Below are 12631 nucleotides of genomic sequence, written 5' to 3' on the forward strand. Positions count from 1 at the left end.
GGCAGACAAAGCAATTATTTGCCGCGGTCGAATGCGATGATATCTTCCACGAATCGTAGTACTTTTGCATATCATGGCAGCGGGTGCAGCTTTGAGGGTTTGACGTATACCAATAGGGGATAGCGAGGAACAGGATGATAACTGCTGTAACAGCAATCCACAGTGTGGTGCGCCGCTTGTTTGCGGGCCCGGACGGCTGTGTTGGTTGCGCTACATCTGTGTCTAGTTGTTTCGAATCAGGCATAATAACCCCCACTTGCTTCAGTTATTGGTTAGTCGGCTACTCGTTATTTTTTTAATTATCTAGCAACTGACGGTCTATGACAACCATGTATGCTTCATTACTCTGTATACATAACCGCGTTGCGAGTCGGGTCGATTACAAACGCAGATACATTAGAAAGCTGCGATCCAGGCCCGCCGGCGCTCCATACAATCACGATAATCCAGGCGTTTTTACCCTCAAAGCGTACTTTTTCTATATACGCGGGGAGGGCCGGCTTTTCAAACCGTGAAAGCAGTGTTTTTAAAGAGGTCTGCAACATCGCTTGGTCTTCTCCAGCCTGTGCGGCCTGGCGTGCAGCATCCGATACATACTGGTTTTGCAGTTGTGCTACCTGCATTTCGTTATATGTCAAACTAAAATCGCGCACGATTGATTGAAATTTCGCATCGTCAACATCGGAACGATCGTAACGAGCATGAGTAATCTTAACCTGGGGCTGTGGCATACGATTTGCCCTGTCGTTAGCATTTGCGTCTTCAAGGCTTTCAACGCCAGGCTCCGCAGCTTTTGGCTTGGCCGGCGAGCGCAGCGAAACCGGAGGTTGCTGCGCGGTCGTCTCGACGCTGCTTTGTGCCGAGGTATTATTGTCTGAGGCATTCTCCCCCTGAGGTATCCATAGCCTGAGAAGAAAAGCGATGCATACGAGCATAACAATTACGTAAACGATGTTTGCCAGCGTACGGTAGATGTGACGACGATTAATCGCCATAACGCGAGCCGCTCCGACCATACGCTGTCGCGTGCTGGTGGTTTGCACGGTGCCCGCTAGCTGTTCGGCTATTGATTTTGGCAGCTCAATGCCCGAAATTGTCTGAAGTGTGCCCACAAGCTGTTCTACCCGCGCAAATTCCGCGCTACAATCGGGGCATACTTTGATGTGCTCCTCGACCTCTTTTTTCTCGCTTGTATCGAGCTTTTTATCGAAATACGCAGGTAGAAGTAAACGGATTCTCTTGCACTGTTTCATCTGGTACCCTCCGGTTTTGCGCTATGCTTCTTGCTCGACATACTAGCCGTCTCGGGCTCACTGCCTAGGAGTCCGGTTATTGCAGTTAGGTACCGCATGATAAATGTACTCTGCAATTCTTTATTATACCCGTGGATAAGTTTTGCATACGCGGCGAAATTGCTGTCGGAACCCTCGTGACATTTCTTACACGTGCTCGGCAATTGGACGGATGCTACATGAGACCGCGTATTCGTTAGAGGCTGGATATCATGGTAACCATGGCAATCCCAGCAGGCGGGGGCATCTTGGGCGCCGGCTTTATAGCCTTTCCCATGGTAGTAATCATTGTATGATTGCCAATATTTCTCGTGGCATCTGCCACATATCGCTTTAGCCATTCGGTGCATTTCAGCCTGTTTCCCAGGGTTGTTTTTAAGGGCAAGCGTGGTATGCCCGCTGTGGCAATCGGCGCAGGTCGGGGCCGGGATACCATCTTTCCCGGGTTTATTTGCGAGCGCGAGTTTACCGTGAATACTGGTTTTATACTTTGCAAACTGTTTCTTATGATCGTGGCACTTAGTGCAAGCCGTTTTTGCGGTTCGGCGCCAATCGACAGATGAAAACCTCTTTGGCGTATTATCGAAGTTAGGATGGCAGTCTCTACAGAACAGCGTTTTATGGGGATTCTCTCCTTGCGCATACATATCGAGAAGCGTCGGTTGCGGCCACGACTCTACGATTTTTGAAGTGGATTCATCGATTGCATAAACGGCAATTCGGGATAGTGCCGTACCCGGTTTACCGCTTTCCCAATTCAATACAATAACCCAGGCATTGTGTCCGTTAAGGACCGCATGTTCAGCAAAAGACGGAACCGCCGGCTTCTTAACAGACGCAGCCGCCGTTAATACCGCTTGTCTCAGCGTCCCCGCGTTAAGCCCAAGCGATGACGCTTGCAGTAGTAATTGGTTAATAACCTGATCGCGATATGCATTTGCCTCAACGATCCTAAAGTCCTGAGAAAATTGAACCACTATAGGCTGGATTGCGGCTTGCTCAATCGTTTCCTTGGTTTTGTGTTCGGTGCCTATGCGTACTTGCGGATCTGGAAGATATATAAACGGTTTTGGAAAAACGGGTTTCTCCGGCTCGGCATGCTTTTTCGTTTTATTACCTTGCACTGAAGCATGCTGCGAACCTTGGGAAATGTTAAATACATCTTTAACGTGCGTCGCCACCAGTGATAACCGTCCGGTTATCATAAGAGGGGTGATAACCAGCATAGCTGAGACAAGGATAATCGCCACAGCAATAGCCCATGCCGGAAGCATCGGCTGTTTTGTTCGAGCAGCCTCATTCGTTGTTCTGTCGTGGAGGCTAGACCTGCGTACAATGTGGCGTTTTGTTGTTTTCGGCAAGTTTTCAACAGAGATGCCCCGCAGAAGGTGCGGTAGCCCGGTTAAGGCAGCTAACACTTCAGAGCAACGCGTGCAGCTTGCTAAGTGGGTCTCTAGCTCTTGCTTATCGGCAGAATCAAGACGATTATCATAATAAGCGGCGAGCAATTTGCGTGCCTTCGTGCAATCCATATGACCCCTCCTATAAAAATCATAGTATGCAAAAGCAATCCTGACAATAAAAAAGGCTGCCTTTTAGCAGCCTTTATATCTGTCTTAGATCATGCGCGAAATGCTTACGGTGCGACACCGTGGCAGCGCAAGCAGAAGGTCTCCTGGTGGCAGGCGTTGCAGCCGGTGCGATCGGCTTTTGCATTTGCCCCATGATTCGAACGCCACAATACAAGGTGAGATTTCGGTTTTTGTTTGTGACACTGCATACACCAGTCAGGTCTCCAGTTGTGGCACTGGCCGCAATTGATCGTCTTTGTCATCTGGCCGTGAACCTTAAACCAGTTACCTTGCTTATGACTCGCCGGAACCGCTTTCTTGGTATGGCAGGCGCCACACTTGTCCGGCGCCTTTTTGCCGTCGTGGCACGTTAGACACGTTTCCATTTTTGGTTTGCGCTGATCAGGGTTTCCATGCACGACTCGCGAATGGCATGTCGGGCAGGTGAGGCCTTTATCGAGGTGCAGCTTATGCGGCACTTTCAAATCGCCTGAGAACGAGTACGTTCTGTTCATCGAATGGCATTGCCCGCACGCATCATTTACCGGTTCGAAGTCCCGTGCGTGAATCTTCGGTGCGTTGGGTTTGTTGTATACCGTTAAATGGGCGACGATCTCTTTATAAGACATCATCTTATGCAGCAGGAGGTTGCCGAATCCAGGTTTTATATGGCAATCGACGCAGCCAACCTCGGCATGGACCGATGTTTTCCAGTTGCCGTACGCCGGTTTCATCTCGTGGCAGCTTTGGCAGAACAGCGGTGAGTTTGTCGCCATAAGCATCCCATAGCTTCCAAGCACCACCACCACGACTGCGACACCAAGCAATTTTAAGCGTCTCGGGTTACCGCGGAAATACTTGATCACGGTTTTCGATATATCTTTAGTTTTATTAAGTATATTTCTCGGGCCGCCGCTCACGGTTTTCTCTGTCCTTCCTATTAATTCTTAAATGGATCGTGACATCTCTGGCAGAAGCTTTTCTCGTTATGGCACACGAAACAGCCGGTTTTATCTGCTTTGGCGCGAATCGCATGGAATGAGCGCCACTTTTCGCCGCCGTAGTGTGTCGACGGGCGCTTGCCGGCATGGCACGCGTTACAGAAATCGGTTGTCCAACCATGGCAACGCCTGCACTGCTCGTCCGGATTCTTCGGATCTTTTGCGATTGTGCCGTGCATTGCAAACCAATTGTCTTTTTTATGATTTGACGGAACCGCTTTCTCCGTATGGCATTTCTTGCAAGTTAACGTTGGCGCGGTGTTCGAGCCGCCGCCATGGCAGCTCAAGCAGAGTTCCATCGGTGGGCGCCGCATGAATTTTCCTTCGGTTTGCTCACCGTGAACGACGTCGGCATGGCACCGAACGCACGCAAGTTTTGCTTTCTTGAAGTGTTTCTCATGCGGGATAACAAGGTCGCCCGATGGGGATACGTTTCTCCAACTCACGTGGCATTGCTGGCAAACCTCGTTTTGGATCGAGCTTTTTGCTTGAATCGGCTCTTCGTAGGCACCCATCATGTGGGTAACTCCGTCCGTTATTTTGTGCGGTATGCCTAAGATAAAGCCGTAATAGCCTGGTTTTTTATGGTGACATTGGGTGCAAAGTATTTTTTCATGCGAAGACGCCTGCCACGTGCCTACCACCGTATTCATTTCATGGCACATCTGGCAGGTTTGATGGCGGTTAACCATGGCGTTGCCTGCGACCATGAAGCCAAGAAGCACAACGACGAGTAGCCCAACTTGGTAAAGAGCGAACCTTCTTACTCTAGGTGTGATTTTCGGTAATTTAGGTAATTTCTTAGGCAATCGCATCTAATGAACCATCCTGAATTCGTTATGAACGGCATGTTATACAGCTATCAAACAAAGAATCGGCCAAAATGCCGTAGACTTTAGCGGCTATGTCCAGGCCGATGAATATTACAAATTCACAAAATAAGAAAAACTTACACCTTGTTTCACAACAGTAATCCTGCAACACGGTAACCATCAGGTGATTTCGTTGCTTAAGTAGTAGTGCGCAGGATGTGTCAATAATTACAAGGTGCGATAAGGCCATCCCTATTATAGCCAGTATGGGCTTGGGTTTGTCAAGTGTTTGTCAAGCGAATCAGATGTAAATATTAACAAGGCTCCCTGCTTTTTAAATTGCCCTACAAGCCGTATGTACTGCATGCTAACTTGCAAGCTTTTGAAACAAGATGTTCAGCATATTCAATTTTCCGGTTAGGATAAGCACACCCATTGTGAGTAGAAGCAGACCGCTAACAATATTTACCGCACGATAGTTCTTTTTAATCCATTTAAATGCGCTCAATGCGGCATTAAAGAACAACGCCGTCGCTATAAAGGGAACACCTAAGCCTAGCGCGTAGGTGCTGAGCAGTATTGTGGCTTGGCCCACGTTCTGGCTTGTCATTGCAACCGCATAAATAGAGGCAAGGATCGGGCCGACGCATGGTGTCCAGGCAAAGCCAAACGCCATACCGAGGGGAAGCGCACCCCAGATGCCGAAATTCCGCGAACCGAAATCAAGGCGCTTGGTACTATAGAGTTGTGGAATTTTGATGATCTCCATAGTAAATAAGGCGAACACGATAATCATCACGCCCGCAGCTTTGGTTAACACCGATTTATATGAGATAAGCCAGGACCCGGCGAGCCCTGCCGAGGCACCGAGCGCAACGAAAATCGCGGCAAAACCGGCGATGAAGAGAAGCGTAGCCGCCAGCACGCGCATGCGAGATTGCGCCGAGGCGTTTCCGAGTTGATCTACCGATACCCCTGAGATAAAGGAGAGGTATCCTGGAATTAGCGGCAGGACACACGGAGAAACAAACGATATAATACCTGCCGAAAAGGCCATAAGCAAACTAACTTCTGGACTAGCGCTCATATATACCCCCCGATACCCCCTACCGGTATAAGTATTACTTCCAATTCTAACATAGGATACCAGAAAAAGGAGTGGTTTTTAAATGTTTCAACTTTTGTTTATGTTCGCTAGTGCGATCAAGCACACATTCTCTTGCCAGTATGGTTGAACCGAGATATACTACAAAGCATAGTAAATAGAAAAATAGTTTGCTTAACACGGAAATCAGAGGTTGGCTACAATGGTATTTAGGGTGGGAAATCTAAGGCTTGGTGAATCGGGCGTCCGGAAAGCTCTCGGAGACCTTGAGGCCGATATTATGGAACTGGTATGGCAGCGTGACATCGCCAGCGTGCGCGAGATACACGGTCTGCTCGAGCAAAACCGCGATATCGCGTACACAACGGTAATGACGGTTATGAGCAGGCTTGCCGACAAGGGTATTTTGAAGAAAGAACGTGACGGTAAGCAGTACCTCTACGCTGCCGCAATCAGCAAAGCCGAGTTTAGCCAAACCATGTTCGATTTAGTTATGAAAGGCTTCCACATCGATCTCGGTGCCCGAGCGCTCGCGTTTTTTGTCGACAGCCTAACCGAGGATGAGAGTACGCTTGACGAGCTCGAACGGTTGATTCAGGAGAAAAGGAAACAGCTGTAAATGACTGATTTGCCCTCTAAAAACACGAAGTACAGCTTAATAGGGCTTGGGGCGCTCGGGTTGGCTGTAGCCTGCCTGCTTCTCTATAATCTGGGCTCCTGGATTGCCGGCAGCGCTGCAATTCAAGAAGTGACGCATACCTGCAACGTGCTGGAATCACGGTGCACGAGTGCGTATCATTCAAGTCTACAGATACTTGGAAATCCGCAGCAGCTGTTGTTTACCGTTACGCTCGCAGCACTGATACTTGCGGTTATCAGGGCGGCAACGGTTATTGTTTTAGCTCGCAGAGCAGCACAGCGGTACCATATTAAGGCTGTTTGCGTGCCAAAGCTTCGCACTGTTCTTGAAGAGCTTAATGCGGAATCGTTCGATGTTCGCGTCTCCGAGGAGAGCAATGTTGTGGCGTTCACGTACGGCGTGCTTAAGCCGGTCATGTGCCTTTCGGGAGGCGTTATCGAGGTTTTGAGCACTGAAGAGCTATCGGCACTGGTTGCCCATGAGATCGCTCATATCAAGCGGCGTGATAACCTGGCAATATTTGTCGCCCTTTTTGTTCGCGATTTCTTGTGGCCGTTACCGGTAAGCCACCACTTGCTCTCAATTTTTATACACGAAAAAGAATTTGCGGCGGATGATTTCGCCGTTAGTATTACCGGCAAGCCGGTAGAGTTGGCGAGCGCGATTGTTTCGGTTTCGAAGGCCGCCCGCAGTCACAAACGCTTATCGCCGGCGTACGCTACGTTTTTTTCCGACAAGGCTACGGCAAAAACCCGGGTTCACCGGCTTCTGGGCTCTACGGACCGGGTGCGACCGTCTGCCGTGAGGCTGGTTGTTAGCATAGGTTTAAGTATCGTTATTCTTGCAGGTGCAATAGGCCTTGCCTACGCACAGCCGTATGCAAAATCTGCGCTTGTTTCGAACTGTAAAATGGGAGGGGAATGCACCGTAAAGAATAAGAGTTGTTGCCGTGTAAATTAATATACGAGACGAAATTTTTTTGGCTTGTACTACTATGCATTGTAGTAGTTATTTTGGAACAAAGAGTTAACTCAGTAACGACGGGTGCCGGTCACTATGGAAGACCAAGGTCGTTGATAGATCGAGATGAAAGGTGTTATGTACGATGGGAAATACAACGGGATCCCGAACCAAAGGCAAACGAGATCAATTTGTTGCGAAAAAGAAACCCTCGATGGTGCTTTATATAGTCATTACCGTTATTGCGCTCACAGCAATCGGCGGCGGAGTATGGTTGCAATCACGGGGGTCGAATGTAGCCCAGGCAACGCCTGAAGAGGCTAAATACTTAGGGCGATTTCTATCCCAAGGTTACCAGCCGGCCGTATTAACCGAGCCGCTTACATATGATTCAGCGATTCAGATGTCGCCGGTACAGCCGCAAATCAAGGGCGGCGCGATCTCTATCAGCGCGGCCGATATCATCAAAAACAAGATAGTCTACTTTGAATACACCAGGCCGTCCGATCGGCAGATCATTCCAATGATGGCCTACATTAAACCGTCTGGCAAGCTCTTCACCGGCGTGAGCTTTTGCCCGCCGTGCCGTGGTAAATACCAGCATATCGAAGCAGCTGGCACTCTCACCTGTAATCAGTGCGGGACCAAGCGGGATCTGGAGACGCAGGTCGGCATTTCGGGCGCATGTAAACTCTATCCGCCGGATGAAATTGCGCACAAGCAGGCCGGCGATACCATTATTCTTGCCGAGGCGGATTTAGCGACATGGCAGGCGCAGGCAATCGATAGGCCGGTCGGCGGCCAGTAAAGATATATCTAAGCCCTACGAGCACAAGGAGGAGTCTCATGTCTGATGCACATGACGGAAGAATCGAAGGCGATATGCAAAATACCGAGACGCAGGTCGAACAGGTCGAAGCAAATAGTCCAAGCGAAGAACGGCACGGCAAAAACAACACCTGGCGGCATGTGGCGCTGTACGCTGCCGCTTGGATTGCGGTGGTAGCCCTCTTCTTCGTCGTCAATGCGGGGATACGCTCATCCGCAGTATCGAGGGAACAGCGAGCGCAACAGCAGAGCGGTTATACGGTGGCAAACCAGATAACCGGTGATTATAGTTATGATGGACAGCCGGTCGCGCAAGGCAGCGGCGCCCAAACAGCAACACCCGGCACCGGCGGCTGCGACAGCGGTGGGTGCGGTGCGGCCAGCAGGCCAAGCGGAAGTGGTGGAACCGCTGGGTGTTGTGGCGGCAAAGGCGCTGCCGGAAGCACGGGAACATCCGTCACCCCGGCAGATGCCAAGCAGCTACAGAATATCGCGATCCAGTGGTATGCGAAACAATACGGCGATGCTAATGTTACCGCAGATGTAAAAGACTACGGCTGCCATCAGCAGATCAACATTATCAAAGACGGCAAAGTCGTAAAAGAACTCAAGTATCAAAACGGGCAACTGACGCAGCTAACACCTTGGTAAGCGCAGAATTATCCGCCTGATGGAGTTTTGATCTATGAAGCTTTACCACATTACGTGGAAGAACATTAAAGAGCGTCCCGCAAAGATCGCTTTGCTTGTTGTTACGCTTGCCATCGGGGTCGCAACAGTAGCGAGCCTCTATAGTATAGTGCGGGCTATGTCGGTCGATTTGCAGGATAAAATCGATGAGTACGGTGCAAACATGGTGATCGTACCCAAATCAAAAAGCCTCCCGCTGTCGTACGCCGGGGTGACGGTAGGTGGGCTTACCTACCGATCGGCTTTGCTTTCAGGCGCCGATGTGGCGAAGATACGCACGATTAAGAACAGCGCAAACATCGCCACCGTCGCCCCGAAGCTCTTGGGGATTGTTCCGGTCAATGGGCACAAAGCCACACTTGCGGGCGTGCGGTTTGCGGATGAATTTAAACTGAAGAAATGGTGGGCGATAAAACAAGGAGCGCGCCCGGTAAGCGCAGACGATGCTCTGCTCGGTGGTAAAGCGGCACACGTTCTCAATGTCAAAGCAGGCGATACGATTACCATAAAGAACACTCAATTCAAAGTTAAAGGTATCTTGAGCCGGGTTGGCAGCCAGGAAGACGAGCTTGTCTATATCGATCTGAAACGGGCACAAACGCTTCTTGGTAAACCGGGCCAGGTAAGTTTGATCGAGGTCGCCGCATGGTGTAAGAATTGCCCGATTACCGACATGCAGGAACAGCTTAGCGAGAAACTCACGTCGGCTAAAGTGTCGGCGGTGCGGCAGGCGACTCAAACCCGCGATGCGGTAGTCGGCCGGTTTATGCTGTTTTCGGTGATTCTTTCAACCACAATGGCTACTATCGCGTTTCTCATCGTGTTTACGAATATGCTCAGCGCAGTGCGGGAACGCCGGCGTGAAATCGGCATTATGCGTGCCGTTGGCTACCGGAAAGCTCATGTCCTCTATATTATATTGCTGGAATCAGGAGCAGCGGGGCTTGTGGCCGGAATTACCGGTTATACCATTGGCTTTGTCACATCGAATATTATAGCGCCGTTTGCCGTGGGTATCGATGTCGGCATAGCATTTGATCCGTTATTCGCCATACTCGCCGCCGGCTCCACGGCACTAATTGCGATTGTTGCAAGCATTTACCCGGCGGTTGTCGCGTCGCGACTGAGCCCGGCTGAAGCCATCAATACGATATAGGAAGATCACTATGCATGTACGCACGATTGCAATAAAGAATATACTGCGACGAAAGAGCAAGACGGCAATGATTGTCGCTGCGCTCGCTGTCTGCGTCGCCTCTCTGGTCGCTATCGTGACCATTATGCTTGCGCTGCAAAAAAGCATCGAGAGCAAGCTTGAAACATTTGGTTTTACCGTCATCGTGCAGCCTGCGTCGGCGAACCTCTCGCTTTCCTACGGCGGAATGGCGATATCGGGCGTCGATACATATGAGGTGCAATCCCTATCCGAACAGGATATGTCACGCATCAAGCATATGCCGGGTGCGTCGCGGCTCGTGGCTGTATCCCCGGCATTGCTGCAAGTTGTGACGGTCGGTAAAGAACAAGCCCTGCTGGTCGGCACTGATTTTGCCCAAGAATTTCGCGCTAAGAAATGGTGGATGCTCGATGGCCGGCGTCCATCGGCACCGGGCGACATTATCATCGGCACCGAGGCGGCAAAAACACTGCGCCTTAAGAAGGGCAGCGCGGTCGAAATTGCGGGCACGCGTTTCACGGTCACCGGCATCCTTCACGATACCGGCAGCCAGGATGACAGCTTTATCTTTGCCGATCTTCGCCAGGCGCAAACCCTGTTTAATCGCGGGCACGCGTTGAGCCTGATTGAGGTATCCACACGCAGCAGCCAGGACACCAACCAGGTCGTTGCAGATATCGAGCGAGCGGTGCCCCACGCGTCGGTATCGTCGATCAAGCAAGCGGTACAGTATAAAGAGAGAACAGCGGGTTCTCTGGCAAACTTCGGCCTCGCAGTCACAGCGATCGTTATACTGACTAGCGGATGTATTGTTTTTACCACTATGATGTCTGCGGTTAGCGATCGAAAGCGGGAAATCGGTATATTTCGGGCGATTGGCTACCGCCAGGCTACGATCGTCAAGATCGTGCTTCTTGAAACCGCAATATTAAGCCTTTTGGGCGGCTTTCTCGGCTACGTTATCGGTTTTAGCTCGGTTTACGGGTTACCGGTGATATATAAGCAACTTACGCTTAGCGTTAACCTAAACGGGCTCGTATTTGCAGGGGCGCTAGTGCTGGCCGTATTCGTCGGTATTATCTCGAGCATTATCCCGGTGTACCGGGCAGCCCGTATGGACCCGGCCGAAGCACTAAAAAGTATTTAGGAGGATATATGTCCTTACTTATTGCAACGAATTTGTGTAAATATTTTGGAAGCGACGATGCGACTCGCGTATGCGCGCTTAATGACGTGAGTTTCTCGATAGATGCGGGTGAGTACGTGGCGGTCATGGGTCCCTCGGGAAGCGGTAAGAGCACGCTTCTTACGATTCTTGGAGCGATGAGCCCACCGACTTCGGGCGCTTTGGAAGTTGACGAAATCGATGTCTACGATCTTTCGCAAGAGAAAATGGCCGATTTTCGCCGGGAGTATCTGGGGTTTGTGTTTCAGCAGCTTCAGCTCATTCCGTATCTTACGGCGATCGAAAACGTCATGCTGCCGCTCGTGATTACCAAGCACGATAACAAACGCGATATCGCAATCCAGGCGCTTGAACGTGTTGGCCTGGGAACAAAGCTTAAAAGGTTGCCATCCGAGTTATCCGGTGGTGAACAAAGCAGGGTTGCGATTGCGCGCGCCGTCGTCAACGAGCCGCCGGTTTTACTTGCCGATGAGCCGGTTGGAAGCTTGGATAGTAAAACCGGCGAAGAGGTTCTTGAGCTGTTTAAGAAGCTTCACAGTGAAGGGCAGACCATAGTTATGGTCACCCATAATCCTGATTCGATACGTGACGCGGATCGTCTTATCCAACTCAAGGACGGATTGCTTCTCGCAGACATCCGCAGCAAAGATCAGGGGCTTGTTGAGGCAATGAATAGTAGCTGTAGGTAAACGGATAATAAGATAGATATTATGCCGTGGTTATACTGGGACCGGCTGAAAGCAAAGAACAAGCAGGGGGCAACTGCACGTTCCTTTTTGTTCTTGAAGTACTGAGCAGAGGAGTGTTTACGTTTTTATAAAGCGCTGTACGACACTGATGAGTTCTTGAATAGCCTCATCCCCGCCATCACTCTGCACTGCTGTTTTAACGCATCCTTTGATATGGTCGTCCAGGATCATAAAGCCAACACGCTGGGTAGCACCAAGTACCGATGATATCTGGACAAGTACATCGACACAGTACTTTTCGTCATTCACCATACGTTGGATGCCCCGGAGCTGACCTTCGATGCGCTTTAGCCTCGAGAGGATTTTTTCTTTATCGGCTGCGTACGAAGCCATACCCTACCCCCTATATACATATACTCCTATTATTAGGGATTTGTTCCCACTGTGTCAACATTCACATATCTGCATATTTAAGTATTCATATGCAGATTGCTAGAAATTGAAGCAAAATGGTATAATTATAATACCTATAGGGGGCATAGGTATTATTTTACAATTAGTGACGTTTCTTTGCTTAAGTAGTCACTTATATCGTGATACATTAAGTGTATTCGGAAGATTAAGGTAACTGCTCGCGATAGTAATATACAAATAATAGCATTGGCAGGGTTTATTTATGA

General features: G+C 49.9%; 14 protein-coding genes. 7 read left to right on the top strand and 7 right to left on the bottom strand.

Annotated elements, in window-relative coordinates:
* From VGK02_10025 to VGK02_10050, 6 genes are all read right to left on the bottom strand, one after another.
* Positions 1–244 (bottom strand): hypothetical protein (locus tag VGK02_10025; GenBank protein HEY3375388.1); only part of this gene is annotated, 244 nt, incomplete at its 3' end.
* A gap of 97 nt (positions 245–341) precedes the next feature.
* A complete protein-coding gene (locus tag VGK02_10030) occupies positions 342–1253 on the bottom strand; it encodes a zf-HC2 domain-containing protein (GenBank protein ID HEY3375389.1) in 912 nt (303 codons plus the stop codon).
* Positions 1250–2824: a zf-HC2 domain-containing protein gene (locus VGK02_10035; protein ID HEY3375390.1), complete on the bottom strand. Its 1575-nt coding sequence runs from the start codon at positions 2822–2824 to the stop codon at positions 1250–1252. Before VGK02_10035 ends, VGK02_10030 begins: the two co-directional genes overlap by 4 nt.
* A 104-nt stretch (positions 2825–2928) precedes the next feature.
* Complete coding sequence (locus VGK02_10040) at positions 2929–3783, bottom strand: NapC/NirT family cytochrome c (protein ID HEY3375391.1); 855 nt, start codon at positions 3781–3783, stop codon at positions 2929–2931.
* Positions 3784–3803: 20 nt separating this feature from the next.
* The gene (locus tag VGK02_10045) at positions 3804–4679 is read right to left on the bottom strand and encodes a hypothetical protein (GenBank protein ID HEY3375392.1); all 876 of its coding nucleotides are present in this window, start codon (positions 4677–4679) and stop codon (positions 3804–3806) included.
* A 364-nt stretch (positions 4680–5043) separates the two neighbouring features.
* Positions 5044–5763, bottom strand: coding sequence for a cytochrome c biogenesis protein CcdA (locus VGK02_10050; GenBank protein ID HEY3375393.1), 720 nt, complete (start codon positions 5761–5763; stop codon positions 5044–5046).
* A gap of 220 nt (positions 5764–5983) precedes the next feature.
* Here VGK02_10050 and VGK02_10055 point away from each other — a divergent pair, with 220 nt between their 5' ends.
* From VGK02_10055 to VGK02_10085, 7 genes are all read left to right on the top strand, one after another.
* Positions 5984–6400, top strand: a complete 417-nt coding sequence (locus VGK02_10055) for a BlaI/MecI/CopY family transcriptional regulator (protein ID HEY3375394.1) — start codon at positions 5984–5986, stop codon at positions 6398–6400.
* A complete protein-coding gene (locus VGK02_10060; protein HEY3375395.1) occupies positions 6401–7381 on the top strand; it encodes a M56 family metallopeptidase in 981 nt (326 codons plus the stop codon).
* A 145-nt stretch (positions 7382–7526) separates the two neighbouring features.
* Positions 7527–8189, top strand: coding sequence for a Fe-S-containing protein (locus tag VGK02_10065; GenBank protein HEY3375396.1), 663 nt, complete (start codon positions 7527–7529; stop codon positions 8187–8189).
* 38 nt (positions 8190–8227) lie between these two features.
* The gene (locus tag VGK02_10070; protein HEY3375397.1) at positions 8228–8860 is read left to right on the top strand and encodes a hypothetical protein; all 633 of its coding nucleotides are present in this window, start codon (positions 8228–8230) and stop codon (positions 8858–8860) included.
* Between the two features lie 34 nt (positions 8861–8894).
* Entirely contained in the window at positions 8895–10055 is a 1161-nt protein-coding gene (locus tag VGK02_10075) for an FtsX-like permease family protein (GenBank protein HEY3375398.1), read from the top strand.
* A gap of 10 nt (positions 10056–10065) precedes the next feature.
* Positions 10066–11223 (top strand): ABC transporter permease, encoded by a 1158-nt coding sequence (locus VGK02_10080; protein ID HEY3375399.1) that lies wholly within the window; start codon positions 10066–10068, stop codon positions 11221–11223.
* An 8-nt stretch (positions 11224–11231) separates the two neighbouring features.
* A complete protein-coding gene (locus tag VGK02_10085; GenBank protein HEY3375400.1) occupies positions 11232–11951 on the top strand; it encodes an ABC transporter ATP-binding protein in 720 nt (239 codons plus the stop codon).
* 117 nt (positions 11952–12068) lie between these two features.
* Here VGK02_10085 and VGK02_10090 read toward each other — a convergent pair whose 3' ends face one another.
* On the bottom strand, positions 12069–12344 hold the full coding sequence (locus VGK02_10090; GenBank protein ID HEY3375401.1) for a metal-sensitive transcriptional regulator: 276 nt from the start codon (positions 12342–12344) through the stop codon (positions 12069–12071).
* Positions 12345–12631: the final 287 nt, after the last annotated feature.

It is taken from the genome of Candidatus Aquicultor sp. (assembly GCA_036504445.1).
GTDB lineage: Bacteria > Actinomycetota > Aquicultoria > Aquicultorales > Aquicultoraceae > DASXVE01.